Annotated in this window: 19 protein-coding genes; 5 read left to right on the forward strand and 14 right to left on the reverse strand. The window is 65.8% G+C overall.

Annotated elements, in window-relative coordinates:
- Positions 1 to 11 precede the first annotated feature (11 nt).
- Together phnD and phnC are read right to left on the reverse strand one after the other, a co-directional pair.
- Complete coding sequence (gene phnD, locus ACVJ19_RS04150) at positions 12 to 947, reverse strand: phosphonate ABC transporter substrate-binding protein (RefSeq protein WP_453948138.1); 936 nt, start codon at positions 945 to 947, stop codon at positions 12 to 14.
- A gap of 66 nt (positions 948 to 1,013) precedes the next feature.
- Positions 1,014 to 1,823, reverse strand: a complete 810-nt coding sequence (phnC, locus tag ACVJ19_RS04155) for a phosphonate ABC transporter ATP-binding protein (RefSeq protein ID WP_453948139.1) — start codon at positions 1,821 to 1,823, stop codon at positions 1,014 to 1,016.
- 174 nt (positions 1,824 to 1,997) lie between these two features.
- On the opposite strand from phnC, the gene ACVJ19_RS04160 reads away from it, so the two are divergent.
- Genes ACVJ19_RS04160 through ACVJ19_RS04170 form a run of 3 tightly spaced genes read left to right on the forward strand, consistent with a single transcriptional unit; the run spans position 1,998 to position 4,594 of the window.
- On the forward strand, positions 1,998 to 2,660 hold the full coding sequence (locus tag ACVJ19_RS04160; protein WP_453948140.1) for a chloramphenicol acetyltransferase: 663 nt from the start codon (positions 1,998 to 2,000) through the stop codon (positions 2,658 to 2,660).
- On the forward strand, positions 2,657 to 3,850 hold the full coding sequence (locus tag ACVJ19_RS04165; RefSeq protein WP_453948141.1) for an alpha-D-ribose 1-methylphosphonate 5-triphosphate diphosphatase: 1,194 nt from the start codon (positions 2,657 to 2,659) through the stop codon (positions 3,848 to 3,850). The genes ACVJ19_RS04160 and ACVJ19_RS04165 overlap by 4 nt, the downstream gene beginning before the upstream one ends.
- A gap of 18 nt (positions 3,851 to 3,868) precedes the next feature.
- Positions 3,869 to 4,594, forward strand: a complete 726-nt coding sequence (locus ACVJ19_RS04170; protein ID WP_453948142.1) for a DUF1045 domain-containing protein — start codon at positions 3,869 to 3,871, stop codon at positions 4,592 to 4,594.
- Here ACVJ19_RS04170 and ACVJ19_RS04175 read toward each other — a convergent pair.
- From ACVJ19_RS04175 to ACVJ19_RS04205, 7 genes are all read right to left on the reverse strand, one after another.
- A complete protein-coding gene (locus tag ACVJ19_RS04175) occupies positions 4,578 to 5,165 on the reverse strand; it encodes a hypothetical protein (protein ID WP_453948143.1) in 588 nt (195 codons plus the stop codon). The two genes, ACVJ19_RS04170 and ACVJ19_RS04175, sit on opposite strands and share 17 nt — an antisense overlap.
- An 83-nt stretch (positions 5,166 to 5,248) precedes the next feature.
- Complete coding sequence (locus ACVJ19_RS04180) at positions 5,249 to 6,649, reverse strand: selenium-binding protein SBP56-related protein (RefSeq protein ID WP_453948144.1); 1,401 nt, start codon at positions 6,647 to 6,649, stop codon at positions 5,249 to 5,251.
- 415 nt (positions 6,650 to 7,064) lie between these two features.
- On the reverse strand, positions 7,065 to 8,003 hold the full coding sequence (locus tag ACVJ19_RS04185; protein ID WP_453948145.1) for a dihydrodipicolinate synthase family protein: 939 nt from the start codon (positions 8,001 to 8,003) through the stop codon (positions 7,065 to 7,067).
- A 121-nt stretch (positions 8,004 to 8,124) separates the two neighbouring features.
- On the reverse strand, positions 8,125 to 10,206 hold the full coding sequence (locus ACVJ19_RS04190) for a methyl-accepting chemotaxis protein (protein ID WP_453948146.1): 2,082 nt from the start codon (positions 10,204 to 10,206) through the stop codon (positions 8,125 to 8,127).
- A 122-nt stretch (positions 10,207 to 10,328) separates the two neighbouring features.
- Positions 10,329 to 11,099 carry an enoyl-CoA hydratase gene (locus ACVJ19_RS04195; RefSeq protein WP_453948147.1) on the reverse strand — a complete coding sequence of 257 codons (771 nt, stop codon included), beginning with the start codon at positions 11,097 to 11,099 and terminating at the stop codon, positions 10,329 to 10,331.
- Between the two features lie 10 nt (positions 11,100 to 11,109).
- Entirely contained in the window at positions 11,110 to 11,559 is a 450-nt protein-coding gene (locus ACVJ19_RS04200; RefSeq protein ID WP_453948149.1) for a MarR family winged helix-turn-helix transcriptional regulator, read from the reverse strand.
- Positions 11,560 to 11,604: 45 nt separating this feature from the next.
- Positions 11,605 to 12,264 carry a TetR/AcrR family transcriptional regulator gene (locus tag ACVJ19_RS04205; RefSeq protein ID WP_453948150.1) on the reverse strand — a complete coding sequence of 220 codons (660 nt, stop codon included), beginning with the start codon at positions 12,262 to 12,264 and terminating at the stop codon, positions 11,605 to 11,607.
- 90 nt (positions 12,265 to 12,354) lie between these two features.
- Between ACVJ19_RS04205 and ACVJ19_RS04210 the strand changes: the two genes are divergently transcribed.
- Entirely contained in the window at positions 12,355 to 13,605 is a 1,251-nt protein-coding gene (locus tag ACVJ19_RS04210; protein WP_453948151.1) for an HlyD family secretion protein, read from the forward strand.
- Positions 13,547 to 15,169 (forward strand): DHA2 family efflux MFS transporter permease subunit, encoded by a 1,623-nt coding sequence (locus tag ACVJ19_RS04215; protein WP_453948152.1) that lies wholly within the window; start codon positions 13,547 to 13,549, stop codon positions 15,167 to 15,169. The genes ACVJ19_RS04210 and ACVJ19_RS04215 overlap by 59 nt, the downstream gene beginning before the upstream one ends.
- A gap of 178 nt (positions 15,170 to 15,347) precedes the next feature.
- On the opposite strand, the gene ACVJ19_RS04220 is transcribed toward ACVJ19_RS04215, so the two are convergent.
- The 5 genes from ACVJ19_RS04220 to ACVJ19_RS04240 form a co-directional block, all read right to left on the reverse strand.
- On the reverse strand, positions 15,348 to 16,955 hold the full coding sequence (locus tag ACVJ19_RS04220) for a tannase/feruloyl esterase family alpha/beta hydrolase (protein ID WP_453948153.1): 1,608 nt from the start codon (positions 16,953 to 16,955) through the stop codon (positions 15,348 to 15,350).
- A gap of 146 nt (positions 16,956 to 17,101) precedes the next feature.
- Positions 17,102 to 18,556, reverse strand: coding sequence for a GntP family permease (locus ACVJ19_RS04225; RefSeq protein ID WP_453948154.1), 1,455 nt, complete (start codon positions 18,554 to 18,556; stop codon positions 17,102 to 17,104).
- Positions 18,557 to 18,559: 3 nt separating this feature from the next.
- Positions 18,560 to 19,579: a patatin-like phospholipase family protein gene (locus ACVJ19_RS04230; protein WP_453948155.1), complete on the reverse strand. Its 1,020-nt coding sequence runs from the start codon at positions 19,577 to 19,579 to the stop codon at positions 18,560 to 18,562.
- 110 nt (positions 19,580 to 19,689) lie between these two features.
- Positions 19,690 to 20,934, reverse strand: coding sequence for a phosphoglycerate dehydrogenase (gene serA, locus ACVJ19_RS04235; RefSeq protein ID WP_453948156.1), 1,245 nt, complete (start codon positions 20,932 to 20,934; stop codon positions 19,690 to 19,692).
- Between the two features lie 323 nt (positions 20,935 to 21,257).
- Positions 21,258 to 22,490, reverse strand: a complete 1,233-nt coding sequence (locus tag ACVJ19_RS04240) for a rhodanese-like domain-containing protein (protein ID WP_453948157.1) — start codon at positions 22,488 to 22,490, stop codon at positions 21,258 to 21,260.
- Positions 22,491 to 22,552: the final 62 nt, after the last annotated feature.

A 22,552-nucleotide genomic window follows, 5' to 3' on the forward strand; every position in this document is an offset into this window, starting at 1 on the left:
GTCCTGAAAGCTCAGGACGCCTTCTTCTTACGCAGCGCATCGACGAACTTGATCAACTCGATCGTGCCATCCCAGTCCTTGGTGGTGGCGGGATGGAAACCCTTCTTCTGGCCGTCGGAGAGACGGTCGAACGCGGCCTTGTCCTTGGCCGGCGCGTCGAAGAACGCCTTGGCGATGGCAGCCTTGGCGTCTTCCGGCAGGTCGGAATTGTAGGCATAGGGGCCGTTGATGATCGGCGCCGACTTGTGGATGATGCGGAAATCGCCCTTCTTCATCGCCGAGCCGTCGGCATTCTTCAGCATGCCCTTGATCAGCATCTGCGCCAGCGTGGAGTCGTCGTCGCTGGTCCACTGGTTGGCGGCAACGTCGACCGTGCCCTGCGCCAGCGCCAGCATCGCGTTCTCGTGGCTGCCGGTAAAGACGACCTTGCTGAAATAGGTGTCGGCATCCGGGATGCCCATCTTGTCGAGCTCGAAGCGCGGCACGTTGTTGCCAGAGGTCGAGTTCGGGTCGACGAGACCGAGGTTCTTGCCCTTGAGGTCATCGACCTTCTTGTAGGCGCTGCTCGCCTTGACGAAGAACACCGAATAGTAGCCGGTCGAGCCGTCGGCGTTGATGTCGTTGGCGAAGGCGTCGGTCTTGACGCCGGTGAGGCGGGCGCGGGCGAACGAGGCCGAGCCGTAGCTGGCGATGTGGATGTTGCCGGCGCGCTGGCCCTCGATGACGGCGGCGTAGTCGTTGGCGATGCGCAGCGTGACCTTCACGCCCAGTTCCTTGGAGAGATAGCTCACGAACGGCGCCCACCGCTCGGTGACGCCGGAGGCGTTCTCGGCCGGAACGACGGCGAAGGTCAGCTCGGGATATTTGGCCTTCCAGTCTTCGGCGGACGCGGAGGCGGTGAAGGCGAGCGCGGCTGCGCCGGCAATGATTAATCTGCGAGTGATCATGATACCCTCTTCATCGGTTGGGGTCGGTTGACGCAAAAACTGGCAACTGAACAGGTGCGCCGTGGCTCAGGCGGCCGCGGCGGTTCCGAGCGCCGGCACGCCCTCGGGCGCCGGGACAGGCATGCCACCCATGACGTCGGCGGCTTCGAGATCGTAGAGCTCGCGCGCAACGTGATCGGTCAGCGCGGACGGCGCGCCATCGAACACCACGCGGCCGGCGGCCATGCCGATCAGGCGGTCGCAATAGGTGCGGGCGAGATCGAGCGAATGCAGGTTGCAGAGCACGGTGATGCCGAAGTGCTTGTTGATGCGCAAAAGCGCATCCATAACGATCTTGGTGTTGCGCGGATCGAGCGAGGCGATCGGCTCGTCGGCGAGGATGATGTCGGGCTGCTGCACCAGCGCGCGGGCGATCGCCACGCGCTGCTGCTGGCCGCCGGAGAGCTGGTCGGCGCGCTGGGCCGCGAGCGAGGCAATGTCGAACTGCTCGAGCGCGGACATCGCCAGCGCCTTGTCGTGCTCGGGCCAGATCTGCGACAGCGAGCGCCAAGCCGGCATGGTGGCGAGACGCCCCATCAGGACGTTGGTGAGGACGTCGAGCCGGCCGACCAGGTTGAACTGCTGGAAGATCATCGCCGAGCGGGCGCGCCACTGCCGCAGCTCCTTGCCGCGCAACGCGGTGACGTCGATGCCGTCGAACAGGATGCGCCCCTGCGTCGGCGTCACCAGGCGGTTGATGGTCCGGAGCAGCGTCGACTTGCCGGCGCCGGATCGTCCGATCACACCGACGAAACCGCCGGGGGAGATTTGAAACGAAGCGTCGTCCACCGCGGCTTTTGCGCCAAAGCGGCACGTCAGACCTTCAACCACCAGCATGCAGGGCTCCAGAATAGCTGGAGCCAACCGCTAACGCCGGCGCTTGACACTTGTGTGACACGCGCGTTGCGGTGCGGCGATCCTACACACATCATCCCCTGTCATCGTCATGTCATGACATTGTCATCAAGCCACTCGAAGAGGATTGCCTGCCCTCGAACGTTCGGACGCAACATGGCCGGCAAGGTGCTTTCGGTCCAACCGACCATCGACGCTTCCGCGAAGCTCCATGAGACCAAACTCGGCGCCTACACCGAGGTCGGCGCGCGCACCATCCTGCACGAGGTTACGATGGGCGATTACTCCTATGTCGTGAACGACGCGCAGATCACCTACACCACGATCGGAAAGTTCTGCTCGATCGCGGCGATGACGCGCATCAACCCGGGCAATCACCCGATGCACCGCGCGACGCAGGCCCACTTCACCTATCGCTCCAGCGCCTATTTCGAAGGCGAGAGCGACGACACCGAGTTCTTCGACTGGCGGCGCCAGTATCACGTTCATATCGGCCACGATGTCTGGATCGGCCATGGCGCGATCGTACTGCCGGGCCGCAACATCGGCACCGGTGCGGTGATCGCAGCCGGCGCCATCGTCACCAAGGACGTGCCGGCCTACACCATCGTCGCCGGCAATCCGGCGCGCATCGTGCGGCGGCGGTTCTCGGAGGAGATCGCCGGACGGCTTGCGCGGCTCGCCTGGTGGGACTGGGATCACGACAAGTTGCGTGAAGCCCTGCCCCATTTCCGCAGGCTCGGGATTGAAGATTTCCTCGCCACGTATGAAGCACGGACAAGTTCCCCTCGCGACAGCAAGAAAAGCGCAATCGCGTGACAGACATTTTCCTTGAAGGCGGCCGGGCCCTGATCGGCACCGAACTCGTTGAAACGTCCTTGGCAGTGTCCGGGCCGGATATCGCGGAGTTGGACGCTTCTCGCGGCCGCGCGCGGCTCGCGATTGATGCGCGCAACCTGCTGGTGCTGCCCGGCATCGTCGACCTGCACGGCGATGCCTTCGAGCGGCAGATGATGCCGCGCGCCGGCGTCGACTTCCCGATCGACGTCGCGCTCGCCGACAGCGACCGCCAGGCCATCAGCAACGGCATCACCACCGTGTTTCACGCCACGACCTGCTCGTGGGAGCCGGGCCTGCGCAGCGCCGACAACGCGCGCGGCCTGATGGAGGCGATCGATCGGCAGCGCCCGCAATTCGCCGCCGACACCCGCTTCCACCTGCGGCACGAGACCTACAATCTCGACGCCGAGGACGAGATCGCACAGTGGCTCAGCGAGGGCCGCGTCGATCTGTTCGCCTTCAACGACCACATGGACGGCACCGTTGCCGACATGGCCAAGCCGCGCAAGCGCAACCGCATGGTGGAGCGCACGGGGCTGTCGAGCGAGGATTTTGACAAGCTGGTCGATCGCGTGGTCTCGCGCGCCGCTGACGTGCCGGCGTCGGTGTCGCGGCTTGCCGCGGCCGCCCGCGCGGCCGAGGTGCTGATGCTCTCGCACGACGATGCCACGCCGGCCATGCGCCAGGAATTTCGCGAGCTGGGCGCGATGATCGCGGAGTTTCCGATCAACGAGGAGACGGCGCGCGCAGCAGCAAGCCATGGCGACGCCATCGTCTACGGCGCGCCGAACGTCGTGCGCGGCGGCAGCCACACCGGCTGGACCAGGGCATCCGACATGATCGCCAAAGGGCTCTGCTCGGTACTGGCCTCGGACTATTATTATCCCGCACAGCTGCTCGCCGCCTTCCGCCTCGCCGCCGACGGCGTGCTGCCGCTGACGAAGGCCTGGGATCTGGTCTCGGCCGGCCCGGCACGCGCGACCGGCCTGACCGATCGCGGCCAGCTCGCGCAAGGACGCCGCGCCGATATTCTGCTCGTCGACAACAGCGCGCCGTTGCGGCCGCGGATCATTGCGGTGATATCAGGCGGAAAGCTCGTGCACCTCACCGATGCGACGCGGCTGCTCGCAGCAATGGCAGCGCCGCGCGATGCTGTCGCGGCGGCATAAATTGGTTATGCTGAGGCGATGACAGGTTTCCCCCGCTACGCGATCTATTTTGCCGCAGGCATCGACAACGCCCTCTCCCGCTTCGGCGCCGAACTGCTCGGCTACGACGCCTATACCGGTGACGAGCTGCCGTTTCCGCGCGAGGCGCTGCAAATTGCGCCGGACTGGCGCGATGTCAGTGCCGATCCCCGCAAATACGGCTTTCACGGCACGCTGAAGGCGCCGATGGCGCTGGCGTCCGACAAGACCGAAGCCGAACTGATGGCCGCCTGCGCAGCCTTCGCCGGCAGGGCGCGGCCCCTTCCGGTGATCCGCCCCGTCGTCGATGCCATCAGCGGTTTCATCGCCGTCATTCCGGCCGAGCCGGTCGAAGCGCTTCAGGAGCTCGCCGCCGATAGCGTCCGCGATTTCGACGCCTTCCGCGCGCCGCTGACGGCGGACGATCGCGCGCGGCGCAGGCCCGAGAAGCTGAGCGAACGGCAGCGCGATTATCTCGACCGCTGGGGCTATCCTTACGTGATGGAAGAATTCCGCTTCCACATGACGCTGACGGGGCGGCTCGATGCGGAGCGACGCGGGCCGATTCTGCAGATGCTGCGGGGGCGGTTTACGGAGCTTAAGCTCCATGCGCTGACGGTCGACCGCATTGCGCTGTTCAAACAGGATGATGCCAAGGCAAGATTCCGTATCATCGGCGAATGGGCTTTGGCGCGGATGGACCTCAGCGTCAGCTCGCAAGATTGAAAGCGAGCGCTACCGCGCCGACCAGAACGAGGCTGGTCGCCCAGACTGCATCCAGATTGAACCAGCTTCGCGAGACGAATCTCAATCCCAGATGGCGGTAAACCAACCACGCCAGACACCCGCCGGCGCCGACCATGGCGGTCACGTGCACCAGCGACACCAGCACCGCCATCCCGAGATTTGCCTTCATCAGCGCGCCCGCCGCCTCATGGCCGGCATCGAGCTCGAAGGCCTGGCAGATCCCGAGATAGATCGGCACCAGCATCAAGGCGGCGCCGTGAGCAATGGCGACGGCAAATGACCAGAGCGCCAATTGGGTCGGCGGAATTCGTGCCAGCGCGCGCGGATGACGCCGGTCGATCAGCCGATAGATGCCAAAGCCGATGACGAGAAGGCTCGCACCGATCTGGATCGGACGCTGCCACGCGGCCAGCACGAGCAGGAACGCGAATGGCAGCAGCACGAGGAGTGTTGCCAGCAGGTGCCCGGCCGACAGGGCCCACAACGCGCGGAAGAGCGCGCGCGGGCTCTTGTCCATGAGCCCGGCCGAAACGGCGAGCGGCCATCCCATTCCCGGATTGATCCCGTGGTAAAGACCGCTCGCAACAAGCGCGAGCCACAGCCAGCCAAGCGCCGGGCTCGCATGCGTCCCATCTAGACCGACGGGTAGCAAAAGGAGTCCGTCGAACAGTCGCCGCCCTCGAGCCTGATCTGGTGCGCACGATATCCGTCGGGGAAGCTCACGAAATAGTCCTTGTCGAGCTCGAGGCCGCCGTTGCGACCGACATTGGCCATGACTTCCACGCCCGGAACCCCATCGGGATAGAACTGGTCGTCCCAGGTGGAATAGAGCGAATTGGTCCAGTACACGCGCCGGCCGTCGCGGCTGATCTCGGCCATCTGCGGACCCGCCGCAAAGGCCTTGCCGTTCGGATGGGGCGTGCGGCGCGCGATGCCGCCGATGTGGACGGAGCCCGCAAGCTTCGGTTTGCGCGGATCACTGACGTCGTACTGGCGCAATTCACCCGTGCCCCAGCACGAGACATAGAGAAACCGGTCGTCCATCGACAGGTCGATGTCCGTCACCAGCGGCGGCACCGCGCCAAATCCCTGCAGCAGCGGCGGGAGATTCTCCTTTGGTGCGGGTTCGGGAGGGATCGTCGCCGTCTTCTCGGCATGGAATTTTCCACCCTCGCGCCACCAGGTCCAGATCGATGCTTCGAGGTTGGTGGTGTCGACCACGACGCCGACGAAGCCGTACTCGCGAACCGGATCGTGCGCCGGCCGCACCTCCAGCGCCATCTGATGATTGGCGCCGAGGTCGATGGTCTGGACGTTGCGACGGGCGCGAAGGTCCCAGAAGTGGAGACGATGGCCATATTTATTCGACAGCAGATCCTCTGGGACGATCCCGTTCTCGAACTGCGGCGGCAATGCCCATTCGCTGGTCACCATGTAGTCGCGCGGCAGATTCCACCAGAAATCATAATGCAGTGTCTGCGGGCCACGGTCGATCTCCCATCGTCCAAGGACCTCGAACGTCTCGCAATCCATGATGAAGACGCCTGGAGGTCCGTTGGTGCCGTCCTTGCCGCCGCCGCCCAGCGTGCTCACATAAATGCCGTCCGGCCCGCAATGGATGGTGTGCGGCCGCGAGTAGCCGGTCTTCTTGAAGACCTCCTCCGGTTCGATGATCTTGTGGATCTTGGCTTTGGTCGGATCGGGCTTGGTATCGATGATGTAGATCCGCGACGAGCGCAGCCCGGGGATGATGAGATAGCGCCGCTCGATGAAGGCGTGTCCGGCAAGCGGCGACAGTGCGGAGGAGCAGGCATTCCAGCCGAAATGATGAAACTCATCGCCCTTATTTGGCATCGTCACGGTGTGGACGATCTGGCTATAGCTCGGCGATCCCGGCTTGACGTCGATGACCGCGAGAGCGTCCGGCTTTGAAAAATCCGGACTGAGCAGCAAGGTGTAGGCAAAGTTCTCCGCAGGTGCTTCCATCGCAAGCTTGGGCGATGCGTGAAAGGTGGGATCCGGCCTCATCGTCATGGCACTGCCTCCCTGTTCTGTCGGTTCACGCCAACCTGGCTCGGGATAGCGGCATAATGAAGAACTGTTACGCGATGTCTCGAGATGCTCCGTGGGCTTGGTCGGCGAGCGTACGATACTTGATCGCCGGGCCGGGGGAAACTGGCGGAAACGTGCCAATTCGACGCCTTCAGCCGATATAGGCCGATGAGATGAGGCGAGCGCGCACCTCCTCCACAGTGTCGTCCCGGCCTGGTGCGCAAATTGCTCACGGGGGGACGGGACGACAGTAGCGCATTAGCCGAGGCGGGGCGTCGCCTTCAGCCTTCGTAGGGTGGGCAAAGGCGCGGAGCGCCGTGCCCACCACTTTACGCGATGGCAACAGGTGGTGGGCACGCTTCGCTTTGCCCACCCTACGGCTGCGGGGTATGTGGCCCTACTTCCCCCACCGCAGCGCCAGCGCATCGCGCTCCTTGGCGAGCTCCAATAGCCCGGCCCGCGTTGCCGGATGCAGCGGCTGCAGCGGATGGCGCACCGCGTCCGACTTGATCACGCCGCCGGCCTGCATCATCACCTTGCACGCGCTCAGGCCGCATTGGCGGTTCTCGTAGTTGATCAGCGGCAGCCAGCGTTCATAGGCGGCTTTCGCCTTTTCGCGGTCGCCGGCGAAATAGGGATCGATGATCTGGCGGATGCCGTCGGGATAGCCGCCGCCGGTCATGGCGCCGGTGGCGCCGGCGTCGAGGTCGGCGAGCAGCGTGATCGCCTCCTCGCCATCCCAGGGTCCCTCGATGTCCTTGCCGCCCGCTTCGATCAGGCTGCGGAGCTTTGAAGCGGCGCCGGGAACCTCGATCTTGAAATAGCGGACGTTGGAAAATTCGCGCGCCAACCGCGCCAGCAGCTCGACCGACAGCGGCGTGCCGGCGACCGGCGCATCCTGGATCATGATGGGAATGTTGATCGCGCCTGAGAGCACCTTGAAGAATTCGACGATGCCCTTCTCCGGGACCCGGAAGGTCGCGCCATGATAGGGCGGCATCACCATCACCATGGCGGCGCCGGCGGCTTCGGCCTGCTTGCTGCGCGCGGCGCAGACGGCCGAGCTGAAATGGGTGGTGGTGACGATGACGGGAACCCGGCCCGCAACATGTTCCAGCACCGCATGCATCACGGTTTCGCGCTCAGCATCGGTGAGCACGAACTGCTCGGAGAAATTGGCGAGGATGCAGAGACCGTGCGAGCCGGCGTCGATCATGAAGTCGATGCAGCGACGCTGGCCTTCGAGGTCGAGCTCGCCTCGCTCGTCGAAGATGGTGGGCGCGACCGGGAACACGCCGCGATAGGGGCGCTGGGCCTTGTGTGGGTTGACCGGCATCGAACTCTCCATCCCTGATGTGTCTTGCGTCTGTCGCCGCATACGGCGGCGGCACACATGTACCCGCCGCGCGCACCGGCGGCAATGCCCACGCTACGTCAGGGATGGAGGATGAGCGAAGTCACGCGGTCTTCACCGCGCCGAGGAAGCCTTCGACCGCGACGCGGAGACGATCGGCATCGGCCGACATCTTCTTCACGGATTCCGACAGCACCGTGCCGGCATTGCCGGTCTCCTGGTTGAGCCTGGCGACGCTGCCGATGGTGTCGGTGACCTCGCGGGTGCCTTGCGCGGCCTGCTGGAAATTGCGCGAGATCTCGGTTGTGGCTGCGCGCTGCTGCTCGACGGCGGCGGCAATCGCAGTCATCTTCTCGTCGATGCCGCTGATGGCGCCGCCGATGTTGCGGATCGCGGTCACCGCCTGGCCGGTCGCGCCCTGGATCTCCTCGACCTGGCGGGAGATTTCTTCGGTCGCCGTTGCGGTCTGCGCGGCGAGGCTCTTCACCTCGCCGGCGACCACGGCGAAGCCGCGGCCGGCTTCGCCCGCACGCGCGGCCTCGATGGTCGCGTTCAGCGCCAGCAGGTTGGTCTGGCCGGCGATGGCGTGGATCATCTTCACGACTTCGCTGATGCGGCTCGCGGTCTGGTCGAGGATCTCGACCGTGGCGTTGGTCCGCTCGGCCTGCGAGACGGCCTCGCGGGCCTCGCGGGCGCTCGACTGCACCTGCGCGGAGATCTCGCCGACGGAGGCGGAGAGCTCCTCGGTCGCGGCCGCGATGGTCTCGAGATTGTTGGTGGCCTGCTCGGCCGCCGAGGACACCGCCGCGGTCTGGCTGCTCGATTCCGCAACCAGCGAGCGCACGCCGGTTGCCGTCACATCAAGCTCCTTCGCCGACGCCGCAACGCTGTGAATGACGGCCTGCACGGTGTCGTCGAAGCTGCGGCACGCCGCATCCACCGTGCCGGAGCGGGCGAGCTGCAGCGCCTGCTGCGATTCGCGTTCCTGGCCGAGACGCTCCGCGGTCGCCGCGCTGTCGCGCAGGCTTTCGAGCGCCGCGGCCATGGTGCCGAACTCGTCGGGATACCGGGATTGCGGAACCGGCGTCGCGTAGTCACGCGCACCGATCCGGGCGATGGCATCGAGGATGGCGCGCACCGGGCGCATCAGGCGACTGCGCACCACATAGACGCCGGCCAGGGTCACCGCCAGCGCCAGCAGGAACGCGAGCGATTGCACCACGAGATTGGTGAGGGCCTTGGCCTGGATCGTCTCCGCGCGCGCGATCGACTGGTCGAGGGCCTTGGTCGCGACCCCGACGATGAGCGGGAACGGCGACTGGCAAAACGTATTCCACTCCGAAGCGGACATCGCGGGCTTGCCGCTACCGTCGAAATTCCTGGTGAGATCGCCGATCTGCTTCAGGGCGCCGTCGGTCTTGGCCTTCGCGTCCGACGCCGCCGTCACCAGCTCCGCCGTGACATCGGGCGCAGCGAGTAACTCGGCCATGCCAGCCCAACCGGAGGTGATCGTGCCATCCCACTGCGCCACCGACCGCTTCTGGGCGTCGTCGAGCGGCCTGTTGCTGTTGACGTTCGAGCGAAGCGACGAGCAATGGATGCCGTAGCGATCGCGCACCTGCCAGGCGAAGCGGCGGACCTGGATCATGCGGGCGATGTAGGGATCGTTCATCCAGGCGCGGTTCGACACGGCGGTCGAGGCGAGGTTCGCGGTTTCGATGACCTTGGTGACGGAATCGTACCAGGAACTGGTCCGCTCGATCTTGCGCTCGGCGCGCGGGCGCTTGGCTTCGTCGTAGAACAGTTGGAACTGCGGCGCGGCGTCGTTCCAGCGCTGCTTCAGCGTGCCGGCGAGCTCGTCGCGGCGCGCGAAATCGACAGTCGCGAGCGCGGCGATGATGCCGTCATAGCCGGCCTGCTCGGCTTTCTCGGCTTCGGCGAGTTTGGCCCTGGGATCGTCCTCGCCGAGGATGGCGCTCTGGGCATCGCCGCGATTGTTGCGCAATGCGAGCACGCCATGGAAGATTGCCTTGTCCGCGGCGGCAAGGCGGGCCGTTTCCAGGCTGTCGCTATAGCGGCCGAAGGCGCCGACCATCTGGATCGCGGTGCTGGCCAGTGCGCCGACCGCCAGCAGGGCCATCAACGTCAAAAGAAGCGAGCTTACCGATTTCTTAAAAATTGCCATGAGTCAGGGGGCCTGCGCTTCAATGAAGGCCACCTTGCATCGCGACATGCCAATGTTTCGTTAAGGTTGTAGTCAAACACCAGCTTTCCGGCCTGCCGCGCCTGCGCCAGGCCGGGGTTCCATTACGCAACCCTGGTGAAATCCGGCGGACGGCGCTCGGCGAACGCCGTGAACGCCTCGCGCGCCTCGGCGGTGCGCAGGCGCTGCGCGAACTGCTCGCCTTCGGCCTGCATCTGCGCCACCAGCACCTCGCCATTGCGCATCAGCTTCTTGGTGGCGATGAGCGCGCCGGCCGGCTGGCGGGCGAGCCGCTGTGCCAGCGCGAGCGCCTCCGCATCGAGCTCGTCGAGCGGCACGACGCGGTTGGCGAGGCCCCATTCCAGTGCGGCCTTGGCCGGCACGGTCTCCCCGAGCGCGAACATCTCATAGGCGCGCGCATAGCCGATGCGCGCGGGCATCAACAGGCTGGAGGCGGCTTCCGGCACCAGCGCGAGGCTGACGAAGGGCGTCGACAATTGCGCATTGTCGGCGAGCACGACGAGGTCGCAATGCAGCAGCATCGTGGTGCCGACGCCGACGGCGCGGCCCTGCACGGCGGCGACCAGCGGCCGGGTGCAGCGCGCCAACGACTGGATGAAGCGGACGACGTTGCGGCTGCCTTCCGACTTGCCGGATGCGACGGCCGCGAATTCGCCGACATCGTTGCCGGCGGTGAACATGTCGCCTTCGCCGCGGATCAGGATCACGCGGGCGGACGGATCGAACTCGGCGGACTCGATGGTGTCGGCGAGCTTGCCGTACATCGCGTCGGTCAGCGCGTTCTTCTTGTCGGGGCGCGCCAGCGTGAGGGTGAGAATTCCGCGGTTGTTCTCGATCCTGACATGCTCGGTCATTGCTCTCTCCTTAATCCTCTTGGTCTCTTGGAAACTTGTCCTGAATGCTGGTCAGCCAGCGCGCGACGATGTCGATCTCCGCAGCTGTAAATCCCTCCGTCAGCGCCGCATTCACTTCCGCAGCCGAGGTCTTGGCCTGCGCCAGCACGGTGCGTCCCTTCGGCGTCAGCCAGACGCGAAAGGCGCGTCCGTCCTCGCGGTCGGCCCGGCGCTCGACCAGCCTCGCGGCTGCCGTGCGATCGACCAGCCCGGAAATGCCGGCCGGTCCCATGTCGAGCGCCGCGCCCGCCTCGCCCATCAAGATGCCGTCCTGCCTGCCGAGGATGAACAGCAGCCCGGCCTGCGCCGGCGTCACTTCGCTCTCGGGCTGCGCGGCCATCCAGCGCTGCAACCGGCGTTGCGCAACGTTCAGCAGGTAGATCAGTCGATGATGTTTTGCTGCGGCCTCATTATTTCGCATGCGAAATATATAGCCACACAGATCCGGATTGTCAAATCGGGGCCGCTAGGCCGACGCGGCGCGGCAGCCGTCGAGGAACAGGGCCGCGCAGGTCTGCACCCGGCGCTCGATCTGCTGGCGTGACGGCAACGCCACCCCGCCATAGATCGCGGCCCGCTGCGGCGCCGATGCGACCATGCCGATCAGCATGCCCGCGGCTTCCTCCGCATCATCGATCACAATGCGCTTCTTCTTCACCTGGGCACGCAGCCAGCCTGCGAGGGCCGTGACCGTGCGGGATATGCCGTTCTTGTAGAAGGTCGCGGCGAGATCGGGAAACGCAGCCGATTCCTGCAGCACCATGCGCTGCAATGCCACGACTTCGGAATCGAGCGCGAGATCGGCGCAGGCGAGCAGCGCGGCGCGCAAGCCGGTTTCGATGTCGACGTCGTCGCTCGCCTGAAGATCGACGGCGGAGAGCAGCCGCTCGAGCCGGTCGGCGCACATCGCCTCGAACAAAGCGGCCTTACCGGGAAACAGGCGATAAAGAGTCTTGGTGGAGATGCCGGCGGCACGCGCCAGCTCTTCCGTGCTGGTCGCGGCATAGCCATCGCCGGCAAAGGCGTGTCGCGCCGCCTCGAAGACGATGCTCTTCGTCTCCTCGTCGCTGCGGACCGGCGGTCGCCCGCGCGGACGGCTTTCACCTGATGATTTTGCCTGAGCCATGTTTTTAAATGACGTCTGTCATTCCATTGACAGTCCTCAAGCTAGTCCTATTTTGGAAATCGTCAAGTTTCCTAATTCAGGGAGCCGGCCATGACCGTGCATACCAATCCGTCCAAGAGTGAAACTATAGTGGTGCCGACGAGCGCGCCCGAAGGCATCCTGCCCACCGCGCCGGTCCCCGCCCCGCGCCGAAAGCTGAACCTTCGCAAGCTGTTGCTGGCGGGAGTGGCCGTCGTCGCGCTCGCCGGCGCGAGCTGGTACGGCTACGATTACTGGACGGACGGCCGCTTCCTCGTCTCCACCGATGACGCCTATGTGAAGGCCGACAACACCACCATTGCGCCGAAGGTCAGCGGCTATCTCGACCGGGTGCAGGTCGGCGATAACGAGCATGTGAAGGCAGGCCAGGTGCTGGCCCGGATCGACGATCGCGACTTCCGCGTCGCGCTCGATCAAGCCAGGGCCGACGTCGCCGCCGCGAACGCGACGGTGACGAGCAAGCAGGCCCAACTCGAGGTTCAGGAAGCGGTGATCGCTGCCGCGAAGGCGACCATCGATGTCGACACCGCCGCGAAGACCTTCGCGCAGCAGGAGAACAAGCGCTACACGGATCTCGCCAGGACCGGCTATGGCAGCGTGCAGAACGCGCAGCAGGCGCAGGCGCGCGATGCCGGCGCGGACGCCGCGATCGCACGCGACAATGCCAACCTCATCTCCGCACAGAAGCAGGTCGACCTCCTCAAGGCCGAGATCGTGCAAGCCAGGGCCGCCGCCGCGCGCGCAGCCGCGGTCCAGCAGCAGGCGGAGCTCAATCTCGGTTACACCACCATCGTTTCGCCGATCGACGGCGTGGTCGGCAACCGCACCTTGCGCGTCGGCCAGTTCGTGCAGGCGGGCACGCAGTTGATGTCGATCGTGCCGGCCACGGGCGCCTATGTGGTCGCCAATTTCAAGGAGACCCAGCTCACCCATGTCCGCGCCGGACAGCAAGTCGAGATCGAGGTCGACACGTTCCCGGGCCAGCTCGTGCATGGTCACGTCGATTCCATCGCGCCGGCCAGCGGCCAGGAGTTCGCGCTGCTGCCGCCCGACAACGCCACGGGCAATTTCACCAAGATCGTGCAGCGCATTCCCGTGAAGATCGTGCTGGATACGGAGACCGCGCTTGCGATCGCGCTGCGGCCCGGCATGTCCGTGATCCCGACGATCGCAACGCGCTCAGCGCCGACCGCCCAGGCGGCAGCGACGCCCAAAGCAAAACCTGTTTCCGGAGGGTCGTGCCATGTCAAACAGCCTCTCAATCTCGACGCCAGCACAAGCAATTCCGGTAGCGACGCCTGAGGGCGTCGCTACCGACCCAAATCGCGCCAGCGCCACGATCTGGATCGCCGTGTTCGCGGCGATGATCGGCGCCTTCATGGCGATCCTGAACATCCAGATCACCAACGCCTCGCTGCTCAACATCGAGGGCGGCATCGGCACCGGCGCCGACAACGGATCCTGGATCTCGACGTCCTATCTGATCGGCGAGATCATCGTCATTCCGTTGACCGACTATCTGTCCCGGGTGTTCTCGTTCCGCAACATCATTCTGAGTTTCGCGAGCCTGTTCGCGGCCTTCTCGGTCGCCTGCGCCTTTACCCACGATTTGCCGTCGATGATCGCGATGCGCGGTCTTCAGGGCTTCTTCGGCGGCGTGCTGATTCCGATGGCGTTCACGCTGGTCTTCACCAGGCTGCCGAAGGGCCAGCAGCCGATCGGCCTTGCCATGTTCTCGCTCGCCGTGACCTTCGCGCCCGCGATCGGCCCGACCATCGGCGGCTACCTCACCGAGAATTACGGCTGGCAGACCATCTTCTTCGTCAACGTGCTGCCGACCGCGGTGATGGTGACCACGCTGTTCTTCACGCTGGAGCGCCAGCCGCTGAACCTCGCTTTGCTGCGCGAGGGCGACTGGTTCGGCATAGCGACCATGGCGATCGGCCTCGCTTCGCTGCAGGCCGTGCTGGAAGAAGGCAACAAGGACGACTGGTTCGGCTCGCCCTTCATCGTGCGGCTCGCGGTCATCGCCGCGATCAGCCTGTCGCTGTTCATCGCCAACGAGCTGATGGTGGAGAAGCCGCTGCTGCGCCTGCGCCTGTTGACGCAGTGGAATTTCGGTATCGGCACGATCGCGGCGGTGTTCCTGGGCTTCGCGCTGTTCGGCTCGGTCTATCTGCTGCCGGCCTATCTCGGCCAGGTGCAGGGCTACAATGCCGAGCAGATCGGCAACGTGCTGGCCTGGACCGGGCTGCCGCAGCTTCTGCTGATTCCGCTGGTGCCCAAGTTGATGCAGCGGTTCGACGGCCGCTACGTCGCGACCATGGGCCTGCTGCTGTTCGCCGCGAGCTCCTTCATGAACATCCAGATGTCGCTCGATTATTCCGGCGATCAGTTCCTGGTGCCCAACATCGTGCGTGCGGTCGGCCAGGCGCTGACGCTCGCGCCGCTTTCGGCGCTCAGCCTCGGCAGCGTCGCGCCGCAGGATGCGGCCGCCGCCTCCGGCATCTCCAACATGATGCGCAACCTCGGCGGCGCCATCGGCACCGCGGTGCTCGCCACCATCGTCACCAAGCGCGAGCAATTCCACTCCAACATCATCGGTCATTCCGTCACGCTCGGCCGCGAGGAGGTCCGCAGCCGCATCGCGCAGATGACGGACTATTTCATGGCCCACGGCGTCCCCGACCCCAACGCCGCGCGCGAGCAGGCCATCATCGCGCTCGGCAAGACGGTGAAGCGCCAGGCGCTGGTGATGGGCTATTCCGACACTTTTGCGGTGATCGGCGTCGTGCTGGTGCTCGCCGCGATCGCGGTGCTGCTGACGCGGCGGGTGAAAGCGGCCGGCGGGGGCGGCGCGCATTAGGCGCGCTTCTTCTCCCTCTCCCCGTTCTTACGGGGGCGCGACGAGCTTCGCTCGCGCTGAGAGGGTTGGGGTGAGGGCTTCTCTCCACACATGAGATGACCGTGGGACCGGTACCCCCTCACCCGGATTGCATCTTCGATGCAATCCGACCTCTCCCCGCAAGCGGGGAGAGGTAAAGTCACTGCGCGCAGAAATAGCTCGACGCCTCCGTCACCGACCCCGCCTTGTAGTGCGGCCAGGCCGGCCAGCGGCACAGTGGCAGCGCGCGGACGACAGGGAACGCGGGCGCTTCGACCTTCTGCTCGGTCGCTTCGAGGTCGCCCGGCGTCTGGTCCTTCTCGACCCAGTCAGCCAGCACGCTGAGCATGTCGACATTGGCTGGCGCCCCCGAGCCGACATGATCGACGCCGGGCGCGGTGTAGAGCCGCGCGAACTGCGCCGTCGTCGCCGTACCCATCAAGCGCTCGACATTCTCGAAATAGCGGATGCCGGCATAGGGGCTTTGGGCATAGTCGGCCATGTGCTCAAGGATGATCAGCTTGCCCTTGCGCTCGCGGAAGCGGCTGAGATCGGGATTAGTCGAGTCCATCAACTTCGAGACCTCGAGCAGCCGCGCCTTGTGGTCCTCGGGTTTGTAGGTGGTGACGTCGAGCTTGGGATCGCGCGCGAACACATATTGGATGCCGCCGGCGCCGTAGATCCAGGCGATGCCGTTGTTGGGCGCGGGCGGTTGCGCCGGCGGCGCGGTGCCGAGCCACCACGCGGTCCAACCGCCGGTCGGGCCGGCCGCCGGCGTGTCCTCACCCGAGACGCCCCAGCCCGGATAGTCGTCGAGGCCGTTGGCGAGCACGAACGGAAATTTGTAGGTCGCGTGCAGCGTGTTGATCGCCTTGATCTGCGGATCGGTGAGGCACTGATCGCCACTCTTGCCGGCCTCACAACGAAGCCTCTCGACCTTGAACGCCGCCTTGCAAGAGACGGGATCCTGCACCAGCGCATCGTCGGAGCCGTCAGCCTTGTCGCACGCCGCGCGCACGGCCTCGCCGACGAGCTTCACCTGCGCCGGATTGATCCAGCCCTCGCCCATGGTCGCAAGACCCGAACGCATGCCGGCATGCTGCAGACCGACCCAGTTGATCACGGGCACGCGGGCGAAGATGCCGTCGAAATCGTCGGGGTAACGCTGGGCCATGGTCAGGCCTTCGCGACCGCCCTCGGACGAGCCCATGAAATACATCTTCTCGGGCTTCTTGCCGTAAGCGCGCTCCATCAGCGTCACGGCTGCGTCGCGCACCTTCTTGTAGGCGCGGTGGGCAAAATTCTCGAAGGCTTCGTCATTCAATGCGAACAACTGCGGCAGCTCGCCCGGCTTTGTCTCGTGACCTGAGTCGGTGCCATAGGTGACGAAGCCGCGTGCGAGCGGCGACGGCTTGTCGAACGGATAGGCCGGCGGCAGCGCAAGGCCGCTGATCAGCACGCCATTGAAGCCGCCGCCGCCATATTGCACCGAGCGCCCGTTCCATTCGATCGGCAGGTTGACCTGGAATTTGATTGGCGGCGCCTTGGGATCGACCGGGTCGATATGGCCGAGCACCTTGCAGAAGCCGGGATTGGCGGGCGTGATCCGTCCCGACGGCGTCGGGCCGCGCTCGGCAACGGCGAGAGGCGATGGGGACTGAAACGTCGCGGCATCGATTTTCACGGCATCAGTGCCGCCGACCAGCCCCTTGCAGACCGTCTCGGCATCCTCCGCCAGCGTCAGCGCCGACGCGCCGCTCGCGCTCATTGCAGCCGCCGTGCCCACGAGCCATGCGCATAGCTTCGCCCTGCGTCGCTTCATCGTTTCCCCCCGGCTTCTTCTGTTGCGTTCAAAAGTTGGCTGCATTCAATGCAACCTTCGCCCGTCCGTCAATCGCTGACGACGGCTTTCCGTCAGAACGACCCCAGCGCACTGCCCAGGACAATCACCGCCGCCAGCGCCAGGAGCGAGGTCACGATGCCCACCATGACGATGTCGACATAGCTGTCGCGATGGGTCAGGCCGCAGATCGCGAGCAGGCTGACCACCGCACCATTGTGCGGCAGGATGTCCAGCGTGCCCGCCCCGATCACCGCCACGCGATGCATCAACGCAAGGTCGATGCCGTTACGCGTCGCAAGTTCGACATAGGTCGGGCCAAGAGCGTCGAGGGCGATGGTCAGGCCGCCCGATGCCGACCCGGTCAGCGCGGCCAGGATGTTGGTCGCGACGGCGAGCGAGACCAGCGGTCCGCCCTCGATCGCCAGCACCCAGTCGCGCACGATCGTGAATGCCGGCAACGATGCGACGACGGCGCCGAAGCCGACGAGGCTGGCGACGCTGAAGGCCGGCAGGACCGACGCATTGGCCCCGGCGTCCATGGTCCGGCGCAGCGCCGGCAGGCGCGCCCAGTTCAGCGCGATGGTGGTGGCGATGGCCGCCGCCAGCGCAACCGCGACCGACCACACGCCTGCAACAGCTGCAAGCGTGGTATCACCAAAGCGTTGCTCGGCGAGATAGCTGACATCGAGCCGCGGCAGCACCACGAGCGACATCACCAGATTCACGGTCACGACGACGACCAGCGGCGCGATGGCGTTCAGCACCGGCGAAGGCCGGTCGCTGCGCTGACCGTGCTGCAGCTCCGCCGGATCGAACTCGCGGGCGGTCGTCGCGCGCTCGCGCACGAGCTCGTCGGCGGCGGCGCGCTCGGCCGAGTCCTCGACGTCGTCGCCGTAGCCTTCTCCGGCGCGGCGCGCTGCTGCTTCGGCGCGATGCAGCCACCACAATCCTGTGCCGAGCATGATGAGGGAGGCGACGATGCCGAGACCCGGCGCTGCGAACGGCGTCGTGCCGAAGAACGGCATCGGGATCGCATTCTGGATCGACGGCGTGCCCGGCAAGCCCGACATGGTGAAGGTCGACGTTCCCAGCACGATCGCGGCCGGGATCAGGCGACGCGGAATCGCAGCCGCGCGAAACAGCGAACGGGCCATGGGAACGATGACGAAGAACGCAACGAACAGGCTGACGCCGCCATAGGTGACCAGCGCGCCGGCGAGCACGACCGCCAGGATCACGCGCCGCTCGCCGAGGCGCTCCGCCATGAAGCCGGCGACCGAGGTCACCGCGCCGCTGTCATCCATCAACTTGCCGAAGACGGCGCCGAGCAGAAAGATCGGGAAGAACTGCGCCAGAAATCCCGCTGCGTTCACCATGAACACCTGGGTCAGGTTCGCGAGCAACGGCTCGCCGCCGAACAGCGCGGCAACGAGTGCGGCGAACGGCGCGAGCAGCAGGACGCTCCAGCCGCGGAAGGCGAACAGGACGAGCAGACCGAGCCCGACGAGGAGGCCGAGGAGACCCATGCCTCAGCACTCCGACAGGAGGACGTCGAGATCGGCGGTCGATCGCCGCCCGATGTCGGCACCATGCTCGGCGAGGAAGGCGTCCGCGGCCATGCGCCCCTCGGCGCGCAGCATCGAGACGAACTCCCACTCCGCGTTGAGCTTCGAGGACGCCCCGAACTTCGCCAGCATGTCGCTCTTGATCCGGTGCGTCCGCATCTTCGCCCAGCGCGCGCCCTCGCCGCTGCCGGGGTCGGCGGCCTGGCGCAGCAGCGCGATCATGCGCAACTCCTTCATCAGCGGCGAGTTGAAGGAGATTTCGTTGAGCCGGTTGAGGATTTCGGCCGCCGTCCGCGGTTCCTCCAGCCGCTCGGTCGGATTGATCTGGACGAGAATGGTGTCGTGCGCGTCGCTTTCGCGGACCAGCGGCGTGATCGTCGGGTTGCCGGCGAAGCCGCCGTCCCAATAGGGCTCGCCGTCGATCTCGATCGCGCGGAACATGGTCGGCAGGCAGGCCGATGCCAGCAGCACATCCGCCGTGATCTCCGCGTTGCGGAAGATACGACCGCGCCCGGTGCGCACCCGCGTCGCGGTGATGAACAGCTGGATCGGCGAGCGGACGAGGCGTTCGAAATCGATGCTCTCGGCCAGCACCGCGCGCAGCGGATTGTAGCCGGTCGGATTGAGATCGTAGGGCGACAGCACACGCGACATCAAATCGGTGAGGATGTAGAAGGGCGACGTGTCGAGGGTCCAGCGCCCCATCAAGCGGTCGAGCGGCGAGCGTTGCAGCGGGCTGAAGGCCGCGGCCTTCGAGACACGGCGCCAGTATTGGTCGAGCGCCTCACGCGCGCCCTCGGCGCCGCCGGCGGTCCAGCCGTCCGCCAGCACCGCCGCATTCATCGCGCCTGCGGAGGTTCCGGAGATTGCGGCGATCTCCAGCCATTTCTCTTCCAGGAGGCGGTCGAGCACACCCCAGGAGAAGGCGCCGTGCGAACCGCCGCCCTGCAGCGCGAGATCAATCAGTACGGCGTCGCGTTCCATGGCGGACACTCACGCAACTGAAGCTCAAATTCGACGCGCTTTTGACCACGTCGAATTTGACGACAGTGTGAGAGCAGTTGCCACAAGATGCAACCGGAACGTGGAGTCGTTTAGTGCTCGAATACCAGCCTTGCGCCGACCGTGCCGTCGAGGGCGCGGATCTGCTGGAGCAGTTCGCTCGAATCCTGGCCGCCGAGATCGGCGTCGAGCACGACGTAGCCGAGGTCGCCGGCGGTCTCCAGATATTGCGCGGCGATGTTGATGTCGCGCTGGAGGAAGACCTCGTTCAGCCGCCGCAGCATGCCGGGCACGTTGCGATGGACATGGCTGAAGCGCGCGCCGGAGGGGCGCAGGTGCAACTGCACCTCCGGGAAATTCACCGCGCCCATGGTCGAACCGGTGATGAAATAGTCGACCAGCTTGCGCGCGACCTCGCCGCCGATACGCTCCTGCGCCTCCTCGGTCGAGCCTCCGACATGCGGCGTGAGGATAACGTTGTTAAGGCCCTGCACCGGGCTCCTGAATCGCTCCGAATTCGAGGACGGCTCGACCGGAAACACGTCGATCGCCGCGCCGGCGATGTGGCCGTCGCGCAACGCAGCCGCGAGCGCATCGAGATCGACCACGGTGCCGCGGCTGTTGTTGATCAGGAACGAGCCCGGCCTCATCGCCCGCAGCTCCTTCTCGCCGATCATGCCCGCGGTCTCCGGCGTCTCCGGCACGTGCAGGCTGACGACGTCGCTCTGCGCCAAGAGCTCTTCGAGCTTCTCGACCGGCTCGGTGTTGCCGTGGCGCAGCTTGTCGGTGCGATCGTAGAAGATCACGCGCATGCCCATGGCTTCGGCCAGCGTCGAGAGCTGCGAGCCGATATTGCCGTAGCCGACGATGCCGAGGGTGCGGCCACGCACCTCGCGGCTGCCGGCGGCAGACTTGTCCCAGCCGCCGTCATGGGCGGATACCGAGCGCGGAAAGATCTGCCGCAGCAGCATCACGATCTCGCCGATCACGAGCTCGGCAACGCTGCGCGTGTTTGAGAACGGCGCATTGAACACGGGAATACCGCGCTTGCGCGCCGCCAGCAGATCGACCTGGTTGGTGCCGACGCTGAAGCAGCCGACCGCGAGGAGCTGATCGGCGGCGGCGAGCACCTCGTCGGTGATCTGGGTGCGCGAGCGGATGCCGAGCAGCGACACGCCCTTGAGCGCCCGGCGCAGGTCCTCGCCGTCCAGCGCCTTGGTCAGCCGCTCGACATTGGTGAAACCCGCGCTCCTGAACAGGTCCACAGCGCTGTCATTGACGCCCTCGAGCAGAAGCGCCTTCGCGCTCCGCTCAGGGCTTTGGCCTGGGGCTGACATAGAATCTCCTGAAATGGCGGCTTTGCCGCAGCTCTTAGACCGCGAACGAGGCCGAGCACAATAGGGTTTGGATACGGGGAGAAGATGGCGGGGCGCGGCGGTAAGGCCAGCCTTGGGGCTCCATTCCCGGTGTCGTCCTGGCGAAGGCCAGGACCCATTACCCCAAGCGCCTCTGATTGCAGCACATCGGGCCACAGCGTTCTTCAACAACACGAAGCGGTGGTATGGGTCCTGGATCGGCGCTCGCTATTGGACAACGCTACGCGTTGCCAAGCGCTCGCTTGTCCAGGACGACGGACAGATTTTACCGCTTGGTAGCGCCATCAAATCACATAAAACCCGTGCGTCCCGTCAAGGCGGAGCTGCTCGACGAGACCGTACTCCCAATCGAGATAGGCCTGCATCGCGGCTTGCGCGACGTCGGTGCCCTCATAGGGACGGCGGTAGCGATGCGCCGGGTCGGGTTTCGGCAGCACCAGCGGCGGGCCGACGTCCAGCGTGCCGTCATAGCCGCCCTCGCGCACATAGACCTCCCAGCCCATCTGCGCGAGCCAGGACGCGGTCATGTCGCCGCGCACGCTTTTGTCGTCGGTCAGGACAATGCGCGCGCCGCGTACCGGTGCGGCCATGTCGGTCTCCTGGACCAGCTGGCCGCCCGGATAATGACGGAAGCCCGGCAGATGCCCGGCCGCATATTCCTCGGCGTCGCGCACGTCGAAACGGTACAGGGTGCGATCGGCGTCTGCGAGCAGCGCCGCCATCTCGCCCGCGCCGATGTGGCGAACGCCGGCGCGATAGGCAACGTCGCGGGCGTTGGCGGGACCGCTTTCGAACGATCCGATCGCGCCGCGCCGGTCGGCGCCGTGGTTGAGCGTATGCCGCGCCAGCGTCCAGCCGATCGTGCCGTTGCGCAGCGCCCGCACCTTGTTCGGCACGCCGGCATTGATCAACGACTGCGTGCCGATGATCGAGCGCGTACGCCCAGCGCAATTGACGATGATGGTGGTTTCGGGATCGGGCGCGGCGCGGCCTGCCCGCAGCACCAGCTCCGCGCCGGGCACACTGACCGAGTCCGGAATATTCATCGTGGCATACTCGTCGAAGCGGCGGACGTCGAGGATGGCGATGTTGGCCTTCTCGGCGATGAGCTTTGCCACCTCGTCGGCGCTGAGCGAGGGCGTATGCCGGCGCGCCTCGACCAGCTCGCCGAACGCCTTGGAATAGGAATTGACGTCCTCGAACATTTGATAGCTCGCATCGCGCCAGGCCTTCAGCCCGCCGTCCAGCGCGCTGATATTGCTGTAGGCGAGCGCCGCAAGGCGTTCGGCGCCGGTCTCGACCAGTCCCTCGCCGCCATCATAGAGCACGATCGCCACGTCCTTGCGCGGCAGCCGCACCTCGGCTTCGATTTCAATCCGGTCCGCGGCCAGATTGGCGGCGAACAGCGGATGACCGGTGGCGAAGCCAGCCTCATGCCTGAGATCGAGCAACGCAATCTCCTCGCGCAACAGCAGCGCGCGGCGGATATCGGCGGGGGTGACGGTGGGGAGCTTCATGGCATGGACCTTGAGAACAGGGCCAGGAGCTTTTGAACCATTGCGGCAGTGTTGGCCAGTGA

The organism is Bradyrhizobium sp. USDA 376, from assembly GCF_054063675.1.

Coding starts and splice junctions, on each gene's coding strand:
- phnD (WP_453948138.1), bottom strand. CDS start 947: ATGATCACTCGCAGATTAATCATTGCCGGCGCAGCCGCGCTCGCCTTC.
- phnC (WP_453948139.1), bottom strand. CDS start 1,823: ATGCTGGTGGTTGAAGGTCTGACGTGCCGCTTTGGCGCAAAAGCCGCG.
- ACVJ19_RS04160 (WP_453948140.1), top strand. CDS start 1,998: ATGGCCGGCAAGGTGCTTTCGGTCCAACCGACCATCGACGCTTCCGCG.
- ACVJ19_RS04170 (WP_453948142.1), top strand. CDS start 3,869: ATGACAGGTTTCCCCCGCTACGCGATCTATTTTGCCGCAGGCATCGAC.
- ACVJ19_RS04175 (WP_453948143.1), bottom strand. CDS start 5,165: ATGGGATGGCCGCTCGCCGTTTCGGCCGGGCTCATGGACAAGAGCCCG.
- ACVJ19_RS04180 (WP_453948144.1), bottom strand. CDS start 6,649: ATGACGATGAGGCCGGATCCCACCTTTCACGCATCGCCCAAGCTTGCG.
- ACVJ19_RS04185 (WP_453948145.1), bottom strand. CDS start 8,003: ATGCCGGTCAACCCACACAAGGCCCAGCGCCCCTATCGCGGCGTGTTC.
- ACVJ19_RS04190 (WP_453948146.1), bottom strand. CDS start 10,206: ATGGCAATTTTTAAGAAATCGGTAAGCTCGCTTCTTTTGACGTTGATG.
- ACVJ19_RS04195 (WP_453948147.1), bottom strand. CDS start 11,099: ATGACCGAGCATGTCAGGATCGAGAACAACCGCGGAATTCTCACCCTC.
- ACVJ19_RS04200 (WP_453948149.1), bottom strand. CDS start 11,559: ATGCGAAATAATGAGGCCGCAGCAAAACATCATCGACTGATCTACCTG.
- ACVJ19_RS04205 (WP_453948150.1), bottom strand. CDS start 12,264: ATGGCTCAGGCAAAATCATCAGGTGAAAGCCGTCCGCGCGGGCGACCG.
- ACVJ19_RS04210 (WP_453948151.1), top strand. CDS start 12,355: ATGACCGTGCATACCAATCCGTCCAAGAGTGAAACTATAGTGGTGCCG.
- ACVJ19_RS04215 (WP_453948152.1), top strand. CDS start 13,547: ATGTCAAACAGCCTCTCAATCTCGACGCCAGCACAAGCAATTCCGGTA.
- ACVJ19_RS04220 (WP_453948153.1), bottom strand. CDS start 16,955: ATGAGCGCGAGCGGCGCGTCGGCGCTGACGCTGGCGGAGGATGCCGAG.
- ACVJ19_RS04225 (WP_453948154.1), bottom strand. CDS start 18,556: ATGGGTCTCCTCGGCCTCCTCGTCGGGCTCGGTCTGCTCGTCCTGTTC.
- ACVJ19_RS04230 (WP_453948155.1), bottom strand. CDS start 19,579: ATGGAACGCGACGCCGTACTGATTGATCTCGCGCTGCAGGGCGGCGGT.
- serA (WP_453948156.1), bottom strand. CDS start 20,934: ATGTCAGCCCCAGGCCAAAGCCCTGAGCGGAGCGCGAAGGCGCTTCTG.
- ACVJ19_RS04240 (WP_453948157.1), bottom strand. CDS start 22,490: ATGAAGCTCCCCACCGTCACCCCCGCCGATATCCGCCGCGCGCTGCTG.